Annotated in this window: 18 protein-coding genes and 2 pseudogenes; 3 read left to right on the top strand and 17 right to left on the bottom strand. The window is 67.2% G+C overall.

Annotated features, from left to right (window positions below):
- Window positions 1-3: 3 nt before the first annotated feature.
- The 3 genes from BLU62_RS14240 to BLU62_RS14230 are packed head-to-tail and all read right to left on the bottom strand — an operon-like array spanning window position 4 to window position 3610.
- A complete protein-coding gene (locus BLU62_RS14240; RefSeq protein ID WP_074850154.1) occupies window positions 4-2109 on the bottom strand; it encodes a xanthine dehydrogenase family protein molybdopterin-binding subunit in 2106 nt (701 codons plus the stop codon).
- Window positions 2106-3089, bottom strand: coding sequence for an FAD binding domain-containing protein (locus BLU62_RS14235; RefSeq protein WP_074850153.1), 984 nt, complete (start codon window positions 3087-3089; stop codon window positions 2106-2108). Before BLU62_RS14235 ends, BLU62_RS14240 begins: the two co-directional genes overlap by 4 nt.
- Complete coding sequence (locus BLU62_RS14230) at window positions 3086-3610, bottom strand: 2Fe-2S iron-sulfur cluster-binding protein (protein ID WP_074850152.1); 525 nt, start codon at window positions 3608-3610, stop codon at window positions 3086-3088. Before BLU62_RS14230 ends, BLU62_RS14235 begins: the two co-directional genes overlap by 4 nt.
- Before the next feature lie 74 nt (window positions 3611-3684).
- Between BLU62_RS14230 and BLU62_RS14225 the strand changes: the two genes are divergently transcribed.
- Window positions 3685-5007, top strand: coding sequence for an NAD(P)/FAD-dependent oxidoreductase (locus tag BLU62_RS14225; RefSeq protein WP_074850151.1), 1323 nt, complete (start codon window positions 3685-3687; stop codon window positions 5005-5007).
- A 1-nt stretch (window position 5008) separates the two neighbouring features.
- On the opposite strand, the gene BLU62_RS14220 is transcribed toward BLU62_RS14225, so the two are convergent.
- Complete coding sequence (locus tag BLU62_RS14220; RefSeq protein ID WP_074850150.1) at window positions 5009-5356, bottom strand: VOC family protein; 348 nt, start codon at window positions 5354-5356, stop codon at window positions 5009-5011.
- A 43-nt stretch (window positions 5357-5399) separates the two neighbouring features.
- Complete coding sequence (locus BLU62_RS14215) at window positions 5400-5909, bottom strand: 5' nucleotidase, NT5C type (protein WP_244278179.1); 510 nt, start codon at window positions 5907-5909, stop codon at window positions 5400-5402.
- Between the two features lie 666 nt (window positions 5910-6575).
- Between BLU62_RS14215 and BLU62_RS14205 the strand changes: the two genes are divergently transcribed.
- On the top strand, window positions 6576-7703 hold the full coding sequence (locus BLU62_RS14205; RefSeq protein WP_074850148.1) for a nitronate monooxygenase: 1128 nt from the start codon (window positions 6576-6578) through the stop codon (window positions 7701-7703).
- A gap of 21 nt (window positions 7704-7724) precedes the next feature.
- Here the strand turns inward: BLU62_RS14205 and BLU62_RS14200 are convergent.
- The 11 genes and pseudogenes from BLU62_RS14200 to BLU62_RS14140 all read right to left on the bottom strand — a co-directional run.
- A pseudogene (locus tag BLU62_RS14200) lies at window positions 7725-7856 on the bottom strand (rhodanese-like domain-containing protein); the annotation flags it as partial.
- Window positions 7857-7994: 138 nt separating this feature from the next.
- Window positions 7995-9218 (bottom strand): NAD(P)/FAD-dependent oxidoreductase, encoded by a 1224-nt coding sequence (locus tag BLU62_RS14190; RefSeq protein ID WP_244278178.1) that lies wholly within the window; start codon window positions 9216-9218, stop codon window positions 7995-7997.
- A gap of 95 nt (window positions 9219-9313) precedes the next feature.
- Window positions 9314-10939, bottom strand: a complete 1626-nt coding sequence (locus tag BLU62_RS14185; protein WP_074852904.1) for an HNH endonuclease signature motif containing protein — start codon at window positions 10937-10939, stop codon at window positions 9314-9316.
- Between the two features lie 94 nt (window positions 10940-11033).
- Window positions 11034-11839, bottom strand: a pseudogene (locus tag BLU62_RS31640) (DDE-type integrase/transposase/recombinase); the annotation flags it as partial.
- Between the two features lie 137 nt (window positions 11840-11976).
- Window positions 11977-12621: a hypothetical protein gene (locus tag BLU62_RS14170; RefSeq protein WP_074850145.1), complete on the bottom strand. Its 645-nt coding sequence runs from the start codon at window positions 12619-12621 to the stop codon at window positions 11977-11979.
- A gap of 4 nt (window positions 12622-12625) precedes the next feature.
- Window positions 12626-12829: an LGFP repeat-containing protein gene (locus BLU62_RS31635; RefSeq protein ID WP_084811802.1), complete on the bottom strand. Its 204-nt coding sequence runs from the start codon at window positions 12827-12829 to the stop codon at window positions 12626-12628.
- 100 nt (window positions 12830-12929) lie between these two features.
- The gene (locus BLU62_RS14160; protein ID WP_074850144.1) at window positions 12930-13292 is read right to left on the bottom strand and encodes a GNAT family N-acetyltransferase; all 363 of its coding nucleotides are present in this window, start codon (window positions 13290-13292) and stop codon (window positions 12930-12932) included.
- Window positions 13293-13576: 284 nt separating this feature from the next.
- Window positions 13577-15364, bottom strand: coding sequence for an acetyl/propionyl/methylcrotonyl-CoA carboxylase subunit alpha (locus BLU62_RS14155; protein WP_074850143.1), 1788 nt, complete (start codon window positions 15362-15364; stop codon window positions 13577-13579).
- A gap of 208 nt (window positions 15365-15572) precedes the next feature.
- The gene (locus BLU62_RS14150; RefSeq protein ID WP_074850142.1) at window positions 15573-17108 is read right to left on the bottom strand and encodes a condensation domain-containing protein; all 1536 of its coding nucleotides are present in this window, start codon (window positions 17106-17108) and stop codon (window positions 15573-15575) included.
- Window positions 17105-17554, bottom strand: coding sequence for a SufE family protein (locus BLU62_RS14145; RefSeq protein WP_074850141.1), 450 nt, complete (start codon window positions 17552-17554; stop codon window positions 17105-17107). The genes BLU62_RS14150 and BLU62_RS14145 overlap by 4 nt, the downstream gene beginning before the upstream one ends.
- A gap of 13 nt (window positions 17555-17567) precedes the next feature.
- A complete protein-coding gene (locus tag BLU62_RS14140) occupies window positions 17568-18464 on the bottom strand; it encodes a sulfurtransferase (protein ID WP_074850140.1) in 897 nt (298 codons plus the stop codon).
- Between the two features lie 202 nt (window positions 18465-18666).
- On the opposite strand from BLU62_RS14140, the gene BLU62_RS14130 reads away from it, so the two are divergent.
- On the top strand, window positions 18667-19686 hold the full coding sequence (locus BLU62_RS14130; protein WP_244278174.1) for a neutral zinc metallopeptidase: 1020 nt from the start codon (window positions 18667-18669) through the stop codon (window positions 19684-19686).
- A gap of 357 nt (window positions 19687-20043) precedes the next feature.
- On the opposite strand, the gene BLU62_RS14125 is transcribed toward BLU62_RS14130, so the two are convergent.
- On the bottom strand, window positions 20044-20748 hold the full coding sequence (locus BLU62_RS14125; RefSeq protein ID WP_074850137.1) for a Maf family protein: 705 nt from the start codon (window positions 20746-20748) through the stop codon (window positions 20044-20046).

The following is a 20748-nucleotide window of genomic DNA, read 5'->3' as shown; positions in this document are numbered from 1 at the left end:
GCCTCAGCGGTCCGGCAGTCCCTCGAGCAGGTCGTCGAGGTGCGCGGGTAGATCCCTGACACGTACCCCAGTCGCGTTGTAGACGGCGTTGACCACCGCCGCGGCGCTTCCGACGATGCCGATCTCACCGGCACCTCGGGAACCCATCGGCGTCGCGTGTTCGTCGGGATCGTCGAGCCAGACGGCGTCGACGTCGGCGATGTCGGCGTGCACGGGGACGTGGTATTCGGCGAGGTCCTGGGTGACGACGTGACCGAATCGCGGGTCCCGGATGCTCTCCTCGTGCAGCGCCATCGAGATCCCGAAGGTCATCCCGCCGATCAGTTGTGACCGGACGGTGCGCGGGTTGATGGCCCGTCCGATCGAGAAGACGCCGAGCATGCGGGGGATGCGGATCTCACCGGTGTCGGCGTCGACGCGGACCTCGACGAAGTGGGCGCCGAACGAGGCGATCCTGAACTTCTTCAGATCGGGGTTCTCGTCGGTCTTCGCGCTGACCTCCGCACCGTTCGCGGGATCGTCGCCGAAACGTGCACGGAATCGTTGTGCGGCGGAGACGATCGCCGAACCCCACGACGAGGTGCCCGACGACCCGCCCGCGACGGTGGCGTTCGGCAGGGCGCTGTCGCCGATCTGGAGGTCGATCCGAGCGGCGTCGACTCCCAGGGCGTCGGCGGCGATGAGCGTCAGTGCCGTCCAGGCGCCGGTCCCGATGTCGGTGGCCGCGATGCTCACCGAATACCGGGTGTCCCGGTACGAGATCGAGGCTTCGTTGCCCGGGTTGACCATGTGCGGGTACGTCGAAGAGGCAACTCCGAAGCCGACGAGCTGTCGTCCGTCCCGGTTGGCTCCGGGTTCGGCCTTCCGGCGGTCCCAGCCGAAGCGTTGGGCGCCCTCGCGGAGGCACTCGACGAGTTGCCGTGACGACCAGGGCTTCCCGGTCTCGGGGTCGTCGGCGGGTTCGTTGCGGATGCGCAGCTCGATCGGGTCGAGTCCCACGGCGTGGGCGAGTTCGTCCATCGCGACCTCGCCGGCGAACATCCCCGGGGCCTCGCCGGGTGCGCGCATCCAGAACGGCGGAGGGACGTCGAGGGGCACGACGTGATGATCGGTGCGCCTGTTCTCCGCGGTGTACATCATCCGCGACGAGACGGCAGCCTGCTCGGCGAACTCCTTGGCATGCGCACTGTGCGTGTGTGCCTCGTGGATCAGTGCCGTGATGTGGCCGTCGGCGCCGGCGGCGATGCGCAGTCGGGATCGCGTCGGCGCGCGATGGCCGACGTAGGCGAACATGTGCTGGCGCGACACCGCGAACTTGACCGCCCGGCCGGGCACCCGCATGGCGGCCATCACGGCCAGCACGTCGTGCGAATGAGGTGAACCCTTGGACCCGAACCCGCCCCCGACATGTGGGGCGATGACCCGCATCTGAGCGGGTTCGAGTCCGAGGACGGGAGCCAGTGAGGAGACCACGCCCTGTGTCGACTGCGTCGAGTCGTACAGGGTGAGGGTCTCCTCGTCGGGTTCCCAGGTCGCGACCACGGTGTGTGGTTCCATCGGATTGTTGTGCTCTTCCGGCGTCGAGTACCACTCGTCGACGACGACGGTGCCCGCCGGTGGATCGTCGAGGATCCGGTCGGGTTCACCGGTCTCGGAGGTGGTTTCGAAGCCGCCGTTGACCTTCTCGGGGCGGTAGCGGTTCGGGTGATCGACGCGGAACTCGGTGTCGTGGGGAGCTTCGTCGTAGGAGACCGACACCGATGCCGCTGCCTCGCGGGCGATTTCGGGGGACTCGGCGATCACCGCGCCGATGAGTTGGCCGCGATACGCGATCTCCGGTGACTGCAGGATCGTGAGATCGCCGTCGGAGGTGTCGGCCAGACGTGGCGCGTTGTCGATGGTGAGGACTGCGACGACGCCGTCGGTCGATTCGGCTGCGGCGGTGTCCATCGAGGTCACCCGGCCGCGCGCGACGGTTGCGGTGATGGGCCACAGGTACACCGCGTCGGTGAGGTGTTCGTAGGCGTACGGGGCTGTGCCACGGACTTTTTCGACGCCGTCGATCCGGGCGTGACCGATCGGGGCGGGGGAGGACTCGACGACGCTCATCGGGTGGTCAGCTCCTCGAGAACGGCGGTCAGGGTGCGTCGTACGAGGGGGATCTTGAACTCGTTTCCGGCCAGGGGGCGGGCGTCGGCGAGTTCGGCATCGGCGGCCGCGGTGAACAGCTCACGCGACGGTTGCCGGCCGCGGAGGACGGTCTCGGCGGCTTCGGCGCGCCACGGTTTGTGCGCGACACCGCCGAATGCGATCCGCGCATCGCCGATCACGCCGTCGCGCATGGTGATCTCGGCGCCGACGGAGACCAGTGCGAAGGCGTACGACGCGCGGTCGCGGACCTTGCGGTAGGTCGACACCGACCCGTCGGGTGGGGCGGGGAGGTCGATCGCGACGATCACGTCCTGGTGGTCGAGGATCGTGTCGCGGTCGGGATGTTCGCCGGGGAGGCGGTACAGCTCGCGGATGTCGATGTCGCGTTCGCCGGCGAGGCCGTGCACGACGACGCGAGCATCGAGAGCCGTGAGCGCCACGGCCATGTCCGACGGGTGGGTGGCGACGCACTGCTCCGACGCGCCGAGGATGGCGTGATAGCGCGTGTAACCGCCGATCGCGGAGCAGCCGCTGCCCGGGACGCGTTTGTTGCACGGCGTCGTGACGTCCTGGAAGTAGACGCATCTCGTCCGCTGCAGCAGGTTTCCGCCGTTGGTCGCGAGGTTACGCAGCTGGGGCGATGCGCCCGAGAGCAGGGCGCGCGCGAGTACGGGGTAGCGGCGTCGAACCAGGGGATGGGCGGCGGTGTCGGCGTTGCGGGCGGTTGCGCCGAGACGAAGCGAGCCGTCGGGGTTCTCGCTGATCTGGTCCAGGGGGAGCCGGGAGATGTCCACCAGAGCAGGTGGATTGGCAACCCCGAGCTTCATGTGGTCGACGAGGTTCGTTCCGCCGGCGAGCAGTTTCGAGTCGGGGTGGTCGCGCAGGAAGCCGACTGCGCCGGCCACGTCGTCGGCGCGTTCGTAGGTGAACGGGATCATCGACCCGCCGCCTGCCGGATGGCGGCGACGATGTTGGGATAGGCGGCACAGCGACACAGGTTGCCGCTCATCCGTTCCCGGATCTCGTCGTCGGTCAGTTCGTTGTCGCCGGGATTCGCGGCATCGGGGTCGAGATCGTCGGTGGCGTGACTGGGGTGCCCGTTCTTCGCCTCGTCGAGCATTCCGACCGCCGAGCACACCTGCCCCGGTGTGCAATACCCGCACTGGAAGGCGTCCTGGTCGATGAAAGCCTGCTGGAGGGGGTGGAGGTCGCCGGTGTCGGCGAGTCCTTCGGCCGTCACGATCTCGGCGCCCTCGTAACTCACGGCGAAGGACAGGCAGCTGATGACGCGCCGGCCGTCGACGAGGACGGTGCACGAACCGCATTGGCCGTGATCGCAGCCCTTCTTGGGCGAGAAGATGTCCAAACGGTCGCGCAGACCGTCGAGGAGGGTGGTGCGCGTATCCACGACGACGTCGTGGGTGACACCGTTGACGGACAGCGAGACCCTGGCTTCCACACGGCGCGGATACCCGGCGACGCGAAGCCCAAACCATTCCCATGGGCGCGTTTTCATCTGGAAGAATCGGCGGAATGGCCCCCACGAGACCCAGAGTTGTCGTCATCGGAGCAGGATTCGCGGGCATGCACTGCGTCCGGCGGCTGCGGAATGCCGCGGTCGACGTGACCCTGGTCGACCGCGGGACCAGCCACGTCTTCCAGCCGCTGCTCTACCAATGCGCCACCGGATTGTTGTCGGAAGGCGCGATCTCCAGCCCGATCCGGCACCTGACCCGGCGTCAGCGCAATCTCGATGTCGTCCTGGGTGAGGCCGCCGGCATCGACGTCGAGACGCGCGAGATCATCGTGGACCGTCTCGACCGGTCGTCGTTCCGTCTGCCCTACGACTACCTCGTCGTCGGAGCCGGTATGCGTACCGCGTATCGGGGCAACGACCAGTTCGCGAAGTATGCACCGGGCATGAAGTCGCTCGACGACGCGCTGACGATCCGCCGCAAGATCATGGCCGCCTTCGAGATGGCGGAGACGATCAGCGACCCCGCGGAACAGCGATCCTGGCTGACCTTCGCGGTCGCGGGCGGAGGACCGACGGGGGTCGAGCTGGCCGGGCAGATCCGTGAGCTCGCCACCCGCGCCCTCGAGCGTGAATACGACGCCATCGAGCCCGCCCAGGCACGAGTGCTGTTGCTGCACGGCGGGGATCGGGTGCTGCCGTCATTCGACGCACGACTGTCGGCGAGTGCACAGCGAACCCTCGATGCCCTGGGCGTCGAGACGCACCTCGGGGTGCACGTGACCGGTGTGGGCGACGACTACGTGGAGACGACCCGCAAGGCCGACAAGCACAAAGAGGTGTATCCGGCGCGGACCACGCTGTGGACCACCGGCGTCGAGGCCGTGCCGTTCGCCACGACGCTGGCCGACGCGCTCGGCGTCGAACAGGATCGGTCAGGGCGGATCCCGGTGGAATCAGACCTCTCGGTGCCCGGCCATCCCGACGTGTTCGTGGCCGGCGACATGATGGCGTACAAGGACCTCGCCGGCGTCGCCGAGGTGGCCATGCAGGGCGGGCACCATGTCGGCCGGGTGATCGCGGAAAGTGTTGACGGACAGCAGGAACGGACGCCGTTCAAGTACCGCGACCTCGGCACCGCCGCCTACATCGCGCGGCGTCGCGCCATCGTGCAGTCGGGCCGGTTCCAGATGTCGGGGTTCCCGGGATGGGTCGCGTGGGGCGTCATCCACATCGCCTTCCTCGCCGGCGTCCGCAATCGTCTGGGCACCGTGATGACCTGGGGCGCAACGCTGATCACGGATTCTCGACGCGAGCGGGCGATCATCTACGGCGACACCGAGACCGCGCGGACACCGTACGCGCGCCGGGATACGAAGTAGGTCAGGAGTTTTCGGGCGTCGGTCCTCCTCCGATGCCCACCTCGTTGCCGTCCGGATCGCGGAAGATCGTCTTGCGGACGCCGTTGTCGTAGGTCTCCGAGGACTCCGGTTCGACGCCGCGCCCGGCCGCCGCTTCGAGGAACTCGTCCAGGTTGTCGACGAACAGCGTCGCACGCCCATGCCCCGCGTCGTCCGGCGCGACGACCGCGTAGACGTACGCGTGGTCGGTGAGCGTCCAGACGCGTTCGGTGTCGTTGGGGTCGAAGGTCGCGACCTCACCGAGCAGTTTGTCGAACCAGGCTGCGGACCGGGACAGATCGGTGACGGGGATTCCGGCGAAGAGGTCCATGGGAAGTCCTTTTGCCCCGGCTCGATACGTCCGGGATATTCGGCTATGCGCGCTTGAGCATGTAGGCGACGACTTCGTCCCACGTCTCGAATCCGGGCTGGCCGAAGTGGATGTGGGTGCCCTTGAACTTCTTGACGCCGCGTTTCGTCCGGTCGTCGATGATGAAGTCTCCGCGATTGAGGTTCTTGTGGTGCGACAAGATGACTCGTTTGAAAGCCGGCGACTTCTCGTCCCGGCCGAAATGCATCTTCACCCAGAGCAGCTTCTCGGTCCACGCCATCGGGTTGTCCCAAGGGGCAGTCGACAGGATGTAGGTGTCGAAATGTTTCGCCAGCGTGCGATAGGCCTCGATCGCGCCGGGCATCGGGTCCATCAGCGAGAAGATTCCCGGAACATTGTCGAGGCTGCCCTCGAAGTTGCTGCGCTCGGCGTCGCTCAGCTTGCGAATTCCGGATTTGAAGTCGACAAGCGTGTTGTCCATGTCGACGTAGAGGATCTTCTTCTTACCGGCCTTCTTGTGCTTCTTGCCTTTTGCTGCAGTGCCCTTGGTCATTTCGCGCCTTCCGTGGGTGGGTGGGACGTTACCGGTCTGTCGTCGAACGGGGAGCGAAGTCGCAGTGACGGCGCCCGATTGACGAGCTTCGGTCCGCGAGGCCGCGGCGTCGGCGGTGCGGGTTCACGAACCGGCGGTAGTGCTGCGGGCAGGTCGCGGTCGAGGAAATCGAACCACTCGTAGACGGCGTGGAACAGGTCTCTCCGGTCGAAAGTCCGCGCATCGATCGATCGGACGGCGTAGAGGTCGGTGCCGTGGCGAATGCGTTCGATGTTCGGGATCTTCTCGGCGAGGTCGGTAAGCGCGGCTTGTCGGACATGTCAACCCCTTTCTCGAGCAGCGTCGTCCGCCGCGGTTGTCCGCGGGGTGTCGTGCTCGGTGAGTGCGCCCCGAGTCGGGGCGGAAGGTGCCTCACCGGAACCGGGAGGATCACCTGACAACTGCCACGATAGGGCAGGGGTCCGACAGTTCTCGCCGACTCGTGTCGTCTGATCGACCTCATCTCGACCGACAGACCTCGATCGAGGTCTGGGAGTCGAGTCGAGGTTCGCCGGTCGGTGGCCCTGCGTCCTGGGACCAGCGTTCCGCGGAACGCTTGTCCGGCGTCGCAGAGCCTGGTATCCAGATTAGAACACGTTCTAATTCTGACCTGGCGAGGAGTCACCTATGCACACCCCGATCTGCGACGAGCTCGGTATCGAGTTCCCGATCTTCGCGTTCACCCACTGCCGTGACGTCGTGGTCGCGGTCAGCAAGGCGGGTGGCTACGGAGTGCTCGGCGCGGTGGGCTTCACGCCGGAGCAGCTCGAGATCGAGTTGAACTGGATCGACGAGCACATCGGCGACCACCCGTACGGCGTCGACATCGTCATCCCCAACAAGTACGAGGGCATGGACGCGCACATGTCGGCCGAGGAGCTCACCAAGATGCTCCAGTCGATGGTGCCCGACGAGACGCTGGACTTCGGCCGCAAGCTGCTCCTCGACCACGGCGTCCCGCTGGGCGACGGGGATGACAACTCGTTGCAGCTGCTCGGCTGGACCGAGGCCACCGCGACGCCGCAGGTCGAGATCGCGCTGCAGCATCCCAAGGTCACGCTGATCGCCAACGCGCTCGGCACGCCTCCGAAGGACATGATCGAGAAGATCCAGGCGGCGGGACGCAAGGTCGCGGCGCTGTGCGGATCGCCGAAGCAGGCGCGCAAGCATGCCGACGCCGGTGTTGACATCATCATCGCCCAGGGCGGCGAGGGTGGTGGCCACTGCGGTGAGGTCGGTTCGATCGTGCTGTGGCCGCAGGTGGTCAAAGAGGTTGCGCCCGTGCCGGTCCTGGCCGCAGGTGGTATCGGCAGCGGCGAGCAGATCGCGGCTGCCCTGGCGCTCGGTGCGCAGGGCGCGTGGAGCGGATCGCAGTGGCTGATGGTCGAGGAGGCCGAGAACACCCCCGTCCAGCAGCAGACCTACATCGACGCGTCGAGCCGCGACACCGTTCGCAGTCGCTCGTTCACCGGCAAACCGTGCCGCATGCTGCGCAATGACTGGACCGAGGCGTGGGAAGACCCGAAGAATCCCGATCCGCTGGGAATGCCGTTGCAGTACATGGTCTCCGGTATGGCGGTCGCCGCCACGCACAAGCATCCCGACGAGAGCATCGACGTCGCCTTCAATCCCGTCGGCCAGGTCGTCGGCCAGTTCCGCAAGGTCGAGAAGACCTCGGCGGTCATCGAACGCTGGGTGACCGAATACATCGAGGCGACCGGCAATCTCGACACGTTCGCCAACGCGACGACCTAGCCTCGATGACGGGTGGCGGGCTCACTCGCTGAGTGCGCCACCCGCGGCTCGCCAGCCGATCAGTCCGCCGCTCATGTTGACGGCGTCGAAACCGTTCTCCACGAGGAGGTTCGCTGCACCGGCGGATCTGATTCCGCCGGTGCAGAATGCGATTCGACGCGCTGCCCGCGTGCGCGGTGCCGTCGTCGACGAGTCCGTCGTCGACGAATCCCGAGACAGCGGTGTGCACGACATCCCGGGTCGACGTGGTCGGTTGGCGGAGCGCACCGATGATCAGGCCCGGGAGAGCTGTCAGCGGCAGCATCGACGACGGCGTCTGGACGCGGTTGTAGATGTCGCTGAGGGTCTGGGCGTATTCCGGATGTCCTGCGCTCGGTGATAGATCTCGTACTCGAGTGGGGAGGGCGGGCGTCCGGCGGCCAGGACGTTCGTCCACTGGTAGATCTCGACGCAGTCCCGTTCACGTTGTGCGGCCCATTCCGCGGTGGCGGCGTCGATTGCGTGGGGGTCGGGTCCGCCTCGGTCTACGAGGATCGGGGCCAACATCTCGCCGAGCAGGCGGCCGTAGCGGTACGCATCGCGGATGCCCTGCGCGGTGACGGGGTCCTTGAAGTGGCCGGCATCTCCGGGCAGTGCCCATCCGGGCCCGCTCGACCGACGAAAATACGACGCGATGCCGGTACACGAGCGCACTCGCGACACCATCTCGGCGCCGTCGAGGCGTCGCGCAAGTCCGGGCAGTGCCGCGACCCCGGCCCGGTATGCGTCGGTGACCTTGCGTCCGTGGAACTCGGCGTCGAGTTCCACCGGCGGCTGCAGCAGGCACAGCGTCTGGCCGTCGTCACAGGGGAACGCGGTGCCGAGCAGGCCGTCGACCCGCCATTGTGACGCGATGTGGCGCAGATCTTCTCGTGGGTCGGTCCAATAGGCGAAGTAGCAGGACCGGCCGCTCCGGGACGAGATCAGTGTCTCCGCACCGACCTCGCGCGCGACGATGCTCTTGCGGCCGTCGGCTCCGATCACGATGGGAGCGGTCGCGGTGTGTTCGCGGTCGTCGGAGTCGGTGTACGTCAGGCCGACGACACGGTTTTCGGTCCAGATCAATCCTGTTGCCCGGCACTGTTGTCGGATGTTCGCTCCGAGTGAGGCTGCGGTCCGCACGAGTGCGGCGTCGAGATGTGTTCGCCGCAGGCACATTCCGTAGTCGATTCCGGCCACCGGTGAATAGCCGGTGCGCCAGCTGATCTCGTCGAGGATGGCCTCGGCGATCGGCAGTCGCGGTGCGCCGGCCTCCTCGACGGCGGGTAGGGCGCCGAGTGCGTGGATCTCCGCGAGGGTCGACGGCCACAGCAGGTGGGTGGAGAGTGTGTCGGAGGGGAAACGGGCCGAATCGATGACCAGGACGTGAAATCCGCGGCCGGCGAGCGCGATCGCGGTGGCCGATCCGGCGCAGCGCGCACCGACGATGATGGCGTCGAACTCCTCGGTTGTATTCACTTCGGCTGGACTGCTCACCGCGACCTCCATCCCGACCAGAGACGGCTTCTTTGGTGCAACGAACAGTAGCCGCCGAACGCTCAGGTGCGTGGCGGCTTCTGTCTGATTGCCTGTCAGAAGGGTGGTGGGTTTTCTTCGTTCCAACGCTGTTCGGCGCGTAGGGCCCGGCGGGACTTGGTGTCTCGCAGGGTGCCGTGCCGCACCCGCGCCGGATGATCGGGTGGGCGTATCGGTGCGAGGTGGGCGAACAGATCGCGGCCGTTGTAGGCGTTGCCGACGAACATGTGTCCGGTGGGTGTGGTGAACCAGGCGGTCAGGAACTCGTCCTGGTAGTCCTGCCAGCTGGTGAAGGTCTTGATGCGGTGGTGAAACCGGCACAGTGGTTTCAGGTTGCGTTCGAGGGTGCGTCCACCACGTTCGGGATGCTGATGGTCGAACGGCTTGGTGTGATCGAGGTCGATCTGCCACACCGGCGCATTGCATCCCGGGAAGGTGCAGCACAGTTCGCCGGCACGTACCAGGGCCTGCAACTTCTTCGACGGGGTGTACCTCAAGGCCGATAGTGCCTCGGTGGTCGACGAGTCGGTCGGTGCCGCTGGGTGCAGGTAGGTGCGTCGAGCTTCGGCGATCAGCGTGCGTGCGGTTTCGGCGTCGATGATGCCCTGGCCGTCGAGGAAGGCCGGATCGTCGTCGAGGCCGATGAGGGTGGAGAGATTGGCGATGACGAAGTAGTTCGCCCGCGGAGCTGTCTTGTCGGCGCAGGAGCACGGCATGGGTCCTGTGTCGACCTGGGCAGAATCGACAGTCGGGGAGTCCTCCGGTTCAGTGGTCTCGCGGGATTCTGTTGTGCACGAGGAGCAATCGTCGCACGTGCAGTCTAGTGAAGTCGCGCCGCGAGCCAGTGCGACCAGCGCATCGGCGCGACGCTGTGCAACTGTGCGAGGGTCGGCGGCATGTACTTCGGCCGCCATCGCGGACAAGCGAGCGTCGAACGCGGCGGCGTCGGCGATCGGTAACGACCCGGACACGCGGGATTGTCCGGGGTTGAACCGATCGGGTCCGACGGTGACCTTGCGGTCGTTGGTGGCCCGCTCGCGACGCCTGCGGACCGCGTCGGGTGCCCACTTGGCGACGATCTCGTCGACCATGGCGGTGAACCGAGTGGTCGACATAGGTGCGCGAGCGAAGATCGCCTCGGCAAGATGGGCATCGACGGTCTGCATCTCGTCGGGGTCGGTGACCAGTTCGGTGCGCTTCAGCGCGATGAGGAATCTTCTCTTGTCGATGCGTCCACAGGCCAGGGCGTGACCGGTGAAAGACAGCCGGTAGCGCAATGCGTCACCGGCGGTGATGAGTTCTCTGGCCTCGGCGGGGGTGACGGTGAGCGTGGCGCCGACCTCGGCGATGGCCTGTTCGAGTCCGTCCGGGCCGAACTCGGAGTACGGGTCTTCGCCCGCAGCCGCCCGGGCGGCGAGCTCGTCGAAGGCCTCGAGGGAATCGAGTTGTCCGCTGTGTACCTCGGCGCGGCGCTCGGCGTAGTCCATCTCGCGTTGATCGTGAATGAGGCTGGCAACAGTCATCATTCGGTGAGCAGTCGACGCGGCGAGACCGGCGCAATGATTCAAGACCTCGGCCAGTTCGGTGGCCGAGAGTTCGGTATCGGGACGCAGGGTGGGCTCGACAGAGTGTTCTGCGATACCTGCCGAATCCGTGGATTCGGTTTCTGTCCTCCGCGCCATGACACCATGATACTCGAACATGTGTTCGAGTCAAGGGGGTTGGGTCTTCATGACGCGGGTGTGATGCATCGGGACATCGGTGACACTTCGTGTATCAGGACTTCGGTGACGGTCTGGGCTTGCTGAGACGTGGGCCGCGGGGTTGTCGGTTGCCGACGTGGCTGATTCCAGCAGTGGGTCGGGGGTGTTCGACGAGCACTTCTCCGTCGGTGGTGGCGATGACGATCGTTTTGTCGTCGGCGGTGACGAGGACGCGGTCGAAGGCGTGGTCCACATATCGACCATGTAGGTGACTGCGTCCAGGCTGATGGTGCAGGGCTTGCCCGTGATCGTTTCCACGCCGAGCGCTTGCGCGTGTTCGACGAGTTGACCGATGCGGCCGCGGCGCGAGGGGTTGAACGCGGGTCCGTTGTCGGTGAGCAGTCTTTGGTACTCCATGAGCAGCAACCGCCTTGTCAAACACGGCGATCGCGGCGTCGGCGGTCTCGCCAGACGCTACGCGGGAATCCACGGCGTAGGAGAGTGATCATCGATCAGTTGCAGGATGACGCACCTACGTCCACCGGTGAGGACGTACTCGGTGCCGTCGAGTTGCCAGCACGCATTCGGCGCGGGGTGGACGAACCTCCGCCACGCCGAGTGGGGCTTCTTTCTCGGCACCAGGCTCGCGACACCGGCCTCGCGGAAGATCCGGGCCGGCGACGCCGTCGACGGAACGCATGCGAGGCCCATCGACTGCATCTTGTCGTGCACGCTGATCGGTCCGTGATCTAGGCGGGAGGCCTCTAGGGCGGCGCGCACTGCTACCGCCTGCGCTTTGCCCTCGTCGCTCAGTGCTGACGGGCTCGATTTCGGGCGGCGGCTGCGGGGCTCGAGAACCGCCGACGGACCCTCACCCTTGCGCGTGCATTAACAGCCACGCCTGAGTGTCAGTGTCATACGCGTTGCGCCGCCTCGTGGTGTTGGTGCCGAGGATCGAGGGGGCACTCCGGCATGACAGGCCCATACTCAACCATGGATGGCAATGCCCAGACGGGTCAGGCGAGCGCAGCCGAAGGATGATCCGCCCGTGTCGTCGAGTACACGGCCGCGGCGACCGCGAACCCGCCGGCCAGCACCACCACCAGCGGCAGGCCCAGTCCCGACACCGGCATCAGCGCACAAAGGACCACCAGCGCGGCGATCGCGTTGGTGGTGGCGCGCAGACGGGCTTGCTTTAGGGCCACCAGGACTGCGAGAGAGGCGACAGCAATAGCGAGGACGACCGTGATCAGCCACCGGCCGTAGGCCCCGCTCACGTCGAACACACCGCACAGGGCGATCACTGCCCCAACGAGCAGAGCGAGCGCACCAGCGGCCAGCGAGACGATCATAGCCAGGGTGAAACGGTCCTCCGGCGGCCCCAGCGAATCACGCCGCCACAGGACACCGATGACGACGCCGATGACGGTCAGCACCACGACCAAAGCGATCCCCGGGAACACGTATCCGATCCCGTCGGGACACACCCACACCTGCTGTCCGTCGATAGTGCTCGACTCACAGCCCAAGTGCAGCACCGATTCCGACACGTAGATCAGCGGCCAGGCAAGGACGACTGCCAACGGTATCGCGATCGCGAAACTGACCAGGAGAATCCCGATCAGTGTCGCGGTCGCGCGCCCCAGCCCTGAATCCTTCACGGCATCAATCCTCCGAGGTGACAATCGAGTTGGTCGCCGAGAGCCATCTGATCCACCCTCCCTGGGAGTTCACCTGACGTCCACCGTTCACTGCGAACTCCTCGGAGGTGGGACGTCCGAAGCGGCCGTTTTCATAACCGTTGCGGCCGTAGGCGGCGAAGACCGCTCCGTACACCGCGCGGGCGCCGGTGGCCGCGGACCAGTAGATGTTTCCGGTCTGAGAACCGGTTGAACCAGCAGGCCTTGGTCGGGCATTTGATCACGAAGGCCGATCGGAGTACGGAGCCTGGGCGATCTGCTGACCGATCTCAGTTGAGCTCTCGCGAAAGGGATTCGGCCACAGTGAGTTCCAACGCGCTCTCGGCGAACCGGGTCACCGGCCCGATCGCCGCGTCGAGCGCCTCGTCGTAGCCGTCGCGAGCCTGACCCCACAGTTGGCCGGAGGAGCCGTCCGGGGTCACCCCGATCAGCGCGATGAGCTCACCGGTGGTGGGGATGCAGATCGCCCACACGAACCGGGTCTCGGCCTCCCAGTCGGCGCTGGCCGATGCGACGTAGGTGTCGGGGTCGGCGACCCCGAGAAGCGACAACGCCGGGACGTCGGTGATCCGGTCGTCCGCACGAAGCGAACGCAGATACCACGTCCCGGCGTTGATCTCGACTGGTTGCACGATGTCCCTTCGATACGCTCGCAAGCTCGCTACTCAGGGAGCAGGGGGCTGTGCAAGCTCGCTACTCAGGGAGCAGGGGGCTGTGCAAGCTCGCTACTCAGGGAGCGGGGGGCGAACCTTTGCTCCCTGAGGTGCGAGCGAAGCGAGCCACGAAGGGCCGGCGAGGTTGTCTCACCAGGCCTTCGTGGCTCGTCGCTATCGCTCCTCGCACCTCAGGCAGCGAGTGTGGTTCCTCGCCGCTCAGGCAGCGGGGGTGGTTCCTCGCCGCTCAGGCAGCGAGCGGGTTACTTCAGCTCGAGCAGCACGGTGCCCTGGGTGACCGCGGCGCCGGCCTCGATGGTCAGGCCGGTGACCACGCCGTCCTTGTGGGCGGTGACCGGGTTCTCCATCTTCATGGCCTCGAGGACGACGACCAGATCGCCGGCGGCAACCTCCTGGCCCTCTTCCACGGCGACCTTGACGACGGTGCCCTGCATCGGAGCGGCCACGGCGTCACCGGAGACGGCAGCGCCACCGCCCTTCTTGCGCGAGCGGGCCTTCGGCTTCTTGCGGACGACACCGTTGGCCGAGCCGCCGCCACCGAGGGCGAGATCGCCCGGCAGGGACACCTCGACGCGGCGTCCGCCGACCTCGACCACGACCTTCTGGCGCGGTGCGGCGTCGTCTTCCTCGATCGGCTCTCCACCGGTGTACGGCTCGATCGGGTTCTCCCAATCGGTCTCGATCCACTTGGTGTAGACGTCGAACTTCTCGCCGTCGCCGATGAACGCCGGGTTGGAGACGATGTGGCGGTGGAACGGGATGACCGTCGCGAGGCCCTCGACCTGGAACTCGGCGAGCGCACGACGCGAACGCTCGAGCGCCTGCTCGCGGGTCTCACCGGTGACGATCAGCTTGGCCAGCATCGAGTCGAACTGGCCGCCGATGACGTCGCCCTCGACGACACCGGAGTCGACGCGCACGCCCGGGCCGGTCGGCTCCTTGTAGACCGAGATGGGGCCGGGAGCCGGCAGGAAGTTGCGGCCCGCGTCCTCACCGTTGATGCGGAACTCGAACGCGTGGCCGCGCGGGGCCGGGTCCTCGGTGAACTCGAGCTTTTCGCCGTTGGCGATGCGGAACTGCTGACGCACGAGGTCGATGCCGGCGGTCTCCTCGGTGACCGGGTGCTCGACCTGCAGGCGGGTGTTGACCTCGAGGAAGGAGACCAGGCCGTCGTTGCCGACGAGGAACTCGACGGTGCCCGCGCCGTAGTAGCCGGCCTCGCGGCAGATGGCCTTGGCGGACTCGTGGATCTTGGTGCGCTGCTCCTCGGTCAGGAACGGCGCGGGGGCCTCCTCGACGAGCTTCTGGAAACGACGCTGCAGCGAGCAGTCGCGGGTGCCGGCGACGATGACGTTGCCGTGCTGGTCGGCGATGACCTGCGCCTCGACATGGCGCGCCTTGTCCAGGTAGCGCTCGACGAAGCACTCACCGCGACCGAACGCGGCGATGGCCTCACGGGTCGCCGACTCGAACAGGTGCGGGATCTCCTCGATGGTGTAGGCGACCTTCATGCCGCGACCACCACCGCCGAAGGCGGCCTTGATCGCCACCGGGACGCCGTGCTCCTCGGCGAAGGCGACGACCTCGTCGGCGTCCTTGACCGGATCCTTGGTGCCGGGGGCCATCGGGGCGTCGGCCTTGAGCGCGATGTGGCGGGCGGTGACCTTGTCGCCGAGGTCGCGGATCGACTGGGGCGACGGTCCGATCCAGATCAGCCCGGCGTCGATGACGGCCTGGGCGAAGTCGGCGTTCTCGGACAGGAAGCCGTAGCCGGGGTGGATCGCGTCGGCGCCGGACTTGGCGGCGGCGTCGAGGATCTTGTCGAAGACCAGGTAGGACTCGGCCGAGGTCTGGCCGCCCAGCGCGAAGGCCTCGTCGGCGAGCTTGACGAACAGTGCGTCCGCGTCGGGCTCGGCGTACACGGCGACGCTCGCGAGACCCGCATCCCGGGCTGCGCGGATCACGCGGACAGCGATCTCGCCACGGTTGGCGATGAGGACCTTGCTGATTGCGGAAGAGGTACTGGGCACTTGTTCTCCTGGGCCTTACTCGTACTCAGGTGTTCGCAGCGCGGGGTGAGCGCGCGACACAGATGTCGGACAACGGTCAAAAGACGGGGCACACCCTCGACGTCCGGGATGCGGACGGCTCGGGCAATCGACGACGCCGGGAGTCCAGCATCGCGACCTTCCGGCCAATACCCTAGCCCACCGAGCAATCGTTCGGTGGAGCCGTGGGTCACAACGCCGCGGAGAACGTGCTCGCATCACCGAGCCGACGGACGAGTTCGGCGAAACCGTGCAGGTAGGCGTGCACGGGACCGAGGGTCGGGTCGATGTCACATGCCTGTGCGTCAGGTGGAAAAGGTGACGCATCAGGCATCAGGGCCGCGGCGGCCGGAATGTCGGTCGACGACTCGTCGACGCCGAGTTCGCGGAGCGGTGACTCGCGCGGGAAACGGGCCGAATAACGCAAACCGGACGGGGTCCGGTTGATCCAGATGTACACCTCGTGGGGTGAGTAGCTGTGACTCCGGATCACCTTCGCGCGGCCCGCGTCGGCGACCCCGGCGCCCGGCGCGTAGCGGGTGCCGATGAACGAGATCACGAACCGCGGTTCGCCCCGTTGGCCGATCAGCTCGGCCACGCGGAGGAACGGCAGCGCGGCGCCCTGACGTCCGCGCTTGAGGGCGGCGGTGGAGCGGGTGACCGCCTGATCGAAGGTCGGCGAGTCGGACATGTCCACCCAGAACGGGGCGACGCCCACGAACCAGCCCAGGGCGGTCAGCCACTGGGTGTCGTTGCGGGTGTGGCGGGGTAGCACACAGCGGAAATCCGGATCGCCGGTCATCTCGTGGTGAACCATGGCGAACGCGGCCAGGATGCCCGCCGTCAGCGTGCCGCCGGCCTCCGAACAGATCGCGGTGAACCGGTTGGCCGTCTCGTCGTCGGCGATGACGCCCCACAGCGACTGCTGCGGGATCGTCGTCTCGTCGAGGTACTCCTGATCGGTGTTCTCGGCGCCGGCGTGCGGGGACCGCAGCAGGGCCGGCATGTCGCCGGCGCCGGTGCTCAGGAACTCCGACCACAGGGCCACCGCCGGATGGTCGCCGCCGGTCTGGTCGGCCTGGCGTCGTTCCTCGGCGCTGAAGTCGACGTAGCTGCCGACCGCGGGCAGGTTGGCACTCCGGTGCTCACGCGCCGCGCGGTACAGCGAGACGAGCTCCTGCTGGGCCATGATCAGCGAATAACCGTCGACCAGGGAGTGGTCGGCGGCGAAGAGCAGTGTGAACGAATCCGCCCGGCCCACTGTCGCGAACAGGTAGGCGGGCCAGTGCAGCGGCGCGGTGGCCCGGTCGAAGGCACCGCCGAGCTGCTCGACGAGCGGTCCGGATTCGCGGAACCAGCCGATCCGGCCCATCTTGAGTTTCACGGTGCCGGGGTCCGTCGTCAGCCGCTGCAGGCCGGTGCCCTTGATCACGACGTGGCTGCGCAGGACCTCGTGACGGTCGATCCACTGGGTCAGCACCGAGCGGATCGCCGGGATCGACAACGGCTCGTCGAACTCGATGGACAGCCCCAGCCACGCCTCACGCCCGCCCTCCCGTTGCGTCCGCACGCGGTACTCGAACGCGGCGCGCAGATGCTGTTCGTGGTTGTGGGACGTCAGGCGGGAGTCGTGGTGCCACGCGCCCAGGCCGCCGGGGACATACGGGGTCCACTCGACGAGCCCGCCCGGTGCGATCGGCTCGTCGCGGATCTGGATGAACTTCATGCCCCGGGTGTGTCGGACCCGGAACCGGCCGTCTGAGCGCGTACCTGGGCCTTGATCCGGCCGAGCATGCCCGCCATGCCCCGGAGGCGGAGCATGCTCACCGCGTTGCCCAGACCGAGGTCGTAGTAGAAGTCCGACGGGACGTCGAGGATCTCCCGCGCCGACGAGGTGTCGAGACCCTGGTGCAGGATCGCCGCGAAGCCGCGCGTGGTCGGCGCCTCGCGCGGCGCGGTGAAGTACAGGCGTACCGATTCCGGATCGGAGGCGTCCACGGACAGGAACACCGGCGACTGGCACTCGGGTACCGGTTCCATCGCCTCCTGCTGCAGATGCTCAGGGAGGTCGGGGAGTTCGCCGGCGAACTCCAGCAGCAAGGTGATCTTGTCGGAATCACCCAGTGCCGCAAAGTCTTCGACGATTTCTGCCAGGGCTGGGGGCAAACTCATCGTCGATCAGGGCTCACTTGGAGCCGGGTGCGACACCCGGGGTGTCGCCGACCGCGATGGGCACGCGAACCGCGTTGCCCCACTCGGTCCACGACCCGTCGTAGTTGCGGACACTCGTGTGCCCCAGCAGATGGGTCAGCACGAACCAGGTGTGGCTCGAACGCTCGCCGATGCGGCAGTAGGCGATGATCGGGGTGTCCTTCGCGAAGTCGGCGTAGATCTCGTCGAGCTCGGCGCGGGAGCGGAACCGGCCGTCCGGAGCAGCGGCCTTGGCCCACGGGATCGACACCGCGGTGGGGATGTGACCGCCGCGCAGCGCGCCCTCTTCGGGGTAGTCGGGCATGTGGGTGCGCTCGCCGGTGTACTCCTGCGGGGAACGGACGTCGACGAGCGGCTCGGTGCCGAGCGCCTCGAGGACCTGCGGGGCGAAGGCGCGGATCTTCGTGTCGTCGCGCTCCACGACCGGGTAGTCCGAGCGCGGGTACTCGGGGACGTCGAAGGAGGTGTCGCGGTCCTCGGCCATCCAGGCGTCGCGGCCGCCGTCGAGCAGGCGCACGTCCTCGTGGCCGAACAGCGTGAACACCCAGAGTGCGTAGGCGGCCCACCAGTTGCTCTTGTCGCCGTAGATGACGATGGTGTCGTCGCGCTCGATTCCCTTGCTGCGCATCAGTTCTGCGAACTGCTCGCCGTTGATGTAATCGCGGGTGACCGGATCGTTGAGATGCAGGTGCCAGTCGATCTTCTGCGCCGTCGGGATGTGGCCGATGTCGTAGAGCAACACGTCCTCGTCGGATTCGATGATCTTGAGGCCCTTGGCGCCCAGGTGAGCCGACAGCCACTGAGTGGTCACCAACCGCTCGGGATGGGCGTACTCGGCGAAGGCCGGATTCGGGTCGGTTTCAACACTCACGGTCTGTTCTCCAGCTTGGTGCGTTCGGGCGTCTCGACGTTCATCGCGGACCGTGACCGGTCCCGGAGATAAAGGGTAGGGCATGGCCGCGCGGGACCGCCCGGTGGCAGATCTGCTCGGGTCTGTCGCGGCCGGCCGAGGCGTGCTTCGGTCGGATGACAAACCGCAGGTCAATGGGGTGGTTGCCTGCTAAGTTCGCCCAATGACCGATCGACGTGGGGCTCGCGTGGAGCGCCGGAGTGTCTCCCGGGTGGTGCGGTGGGGTGTCCCCCTGGCGGTGATGGTCCTCGCTGTGACGAGCGGATGTTCACTCATCTCCTCCGACGACTCGTCGCGCCCGGCGCCGTCGTCATCGGCGCCGGCCTCCTCGTCGCCGGGGTCGCCGACCCCGAGCTCGCCGTCGCGGTCGAGCGTCCCGTCGTCGACGCCGGGCGATGCCGATCCCACGCGATGCCGTCCCGACGACTGCCCAGAGCTGGAGACGCCCAGCGCGGAACTCATGACCAGCGGCGTGAACTCGTCCAACGTCGACACCGCGGTTCCGAAATACCTCACCACGCTGCTCGACGACCTCGACAAGGCCTGGGGCGGCTGGTTCGGCGAACTCGGATGGGGAGACCCCGCCCCGGGGCGGGTCCTGATCGAGTCGGGTACCACGTTCGCCACCGACTGCATCGACGAGGACGGGGTGTCGAACCGGATTCCCTCCGACGAGGCCAACGCCTTCTTCTGCGGGGTCGACGAGGAACCCAACGGGGAGGGCCAGGAGACCGAGGGCAGCATCGTGCTGCCGGTCGACACCTTCGCCGCCATCTGGGACGGGAACGTCTTCGGGGTTCCGTCGCCGATCGTCGGGGACTTCACCGCCGCGATCGTCGTCGCCCACGAGTACGGACACAACGTGGTGTTCCGGATGGCCGAGGCGTTCGGCATCCCGGACCGGCGACTGCCTAAGGGCAAGAACAGCGAGTTGGTCGCCGACTGCCTCGCCGCCAACTGGGCGGCCACCGCCTACCAGCGTGATGGCTTGGGGCCCAAGGAGATCCTCCAGGTCGCCACGCTGCTCCCGATCATCGGCGACACCGGCGGCGCCACGGGACACGGTTCGGCGGTCGAACGTGCGCGGGCCCTGACCATCGGCCTCACCGGCCCCCAGCTCAATCGACAGGGGCAACCGGTGGACTGCCTGCAGCGGTACTGGCCGGAGTTCTTCGAGGTGTAGCCCTTCGAAGCAGTGAGAATGGGTGGGGTGGTCGGGTGTCGCGCACTGAGTCGAGGACCCGTCAACTCGGATCTCCGAGGAGCGTCCGGATGCCGACTGCCGAAGCTCAACTCGACCTGCAGACGTCGATCGACGACTGTGGGTCTGGTTGAGGTCGACCGGTGGTTAAGTGGGTGACGGTGTGTCACCAGGCCTTCGAGGCTCGTCGCTTGCGCTCCTCGCACCTCAGGCAGCGGAGCTGGGTGCGTTGCGTTTTTTCGGATCAGGCAGCGGAGCTGGGTGCGTTGCGGTCTTCGGATCAGGCAGCGAAGGCTCGTTCCGCGTTCGTTCGGATCAGGGAGCGGGGGTCCTCGCACCTCAGGGAGCGGGGTGGGTCCAGAAGTCGGTGACCGACAACCCGACCTCGGTCAGGAGTCGCTGGACGAGCGGTAGGCCGATCCCGATGACCGATGACGGGTCGCCATCGATGCGTTCGACCAGCCAGCCGCCCAGGCCGTCGAGGGTGAACGCGCCCGCGACCTGAAGCGGTTCGCCGCTGTCCACGTAGCGCGTGATCACGTCGTCGTGGGCGTCGGTGAAATGGATCGTCGTCGAACTCGTCCCGGTTGCGCTCGCGGAAGCACCGTCGGGGTCCAGCCGGATCAGGTGGTGACCGGTGAGCAGATCGGCACTGCGCCCACGCATCTCGGCCCACTGCGCGAGTGCGCGTTCGGGCGTGTGCGGCTTACCCAGCAGGCGGTCACCGAGGCGCAGCATCGAGTCGCAGCCGATGACGACGACCGTCTCGCCGTTCTCGGCCGCACCGGCGATCTCCGGAAGCGACGCGACCGCTTCGGCTTTCGCGCGCGCCAGCGCGGCGACGACGGCGTCGGCGGGAGTGGCCGGCGGCAGTTGATCCAGCAGCGCGTCCTCGTCCACGTCGGAGACACGGACCACCGGCTCGACGCCGGAGGCGCGCAGCACCCGGAGGCGGGCGGGGGAGGCGGACCCGAGCACGAAGACCGGGCCGGCGGTGGCCGGCCCGGTCTCGTGCGTGTCCTGCCCGATCGGGGAGTCAGGCAC

It is taken from the genome of Gordonia westfalica (assembly GCF_900105725.1).
GTDB classification, from domain to species: Bacteria; Actinomycetota; Actinomycetes; order Mycobacteriales; family Mycobacteriaceae; genus Gordonia; species Gordonia westfalica.
The sequence above is the reverse complement of the archived record's forward strand: the minus strand, read 5'-3'. Positions and strand labels throughout refer to the sequence as shown.

What these genes read in the sequence shown, in the direction of transcription:
- BLU62_RS14240 (WP_074850154.1), bottom strand. Translation starts at nt 2,109, where the DNA reads ATGAGCGTCGTCGAGTCCTCCCCCGCCCCGATCGGTCACGCCCGGATC.
- BLU62_RS14235 (WP_074850153.1), bottom strand. Translation starts at nt 3,089, where the DNA reads ATGATCCCGTTCACCTACGAACGCGCCGACGACGTGGCCGGCGCAGTC.
- BLU62_RS14225 (WP_074850151.1), top strand. Translation starts at nt 3,685, where the DNA reads ATGGCCCCCACGAGACCCAGAGTTGTCGTCATCGGAGCAGGATTCGCG.
- BLU62_RS14220 (WP_074850150.1), bottom strand. Translation starts at nt 5,356, where the DNA reads ATGGACCTCTTCGCCGGAATCCCCGTCACCGATCTGTCCCGGTCCGCA.
- BLU62_RS14215 (WP_244278179.1), bottom strand. Translation starts at nt 5,909, where the DNA reads ATGACCAAGGGCACTGCAGCAAAAGGCAAGAAGCACAAGAAGGCCGGT.
- BLU62_RS14205 (WP_074850148.1), top strand. Translation starts at nt 6,576, where the DNA reads ATGCACACCCCGATCTGCGACGAGCTCGGTATCGAGTTCCCGATCTTC.
- BLU62_RS14185 (WP_074852904.1), bottom strand. Translation starts at nt 10,939, where the DNA reads ATGGCGCGGAGGACAGAAACCGAATCCACGGATTCGGCAGGTATCGCA.
- BLU62_RS14150 (WP_074850142.1), bottom strand. Translation starts at nt 17,108, where the DNA reads ATGAAGTTCATCCAGATCCGCGACGAGCCGATCGCACCGGGCGGGCTC.
- BLU62_RS14145 (WP_074850141.1), bottom strand. Translation starts at nt 17,554, where the DNA reads ATGAGTTTGCCCCCAGCCCTGGCAGAAATCGTCGAAGACTTTGCGGCA.
- BLU62_RS14130 (WP_244278174.1), top strand. Translation starts at nt 18,667, where the DNA reads ATGACCGATCGACGTGGGGCTCGCGTGGAGCGCCGGAGTGTCTCCCGG.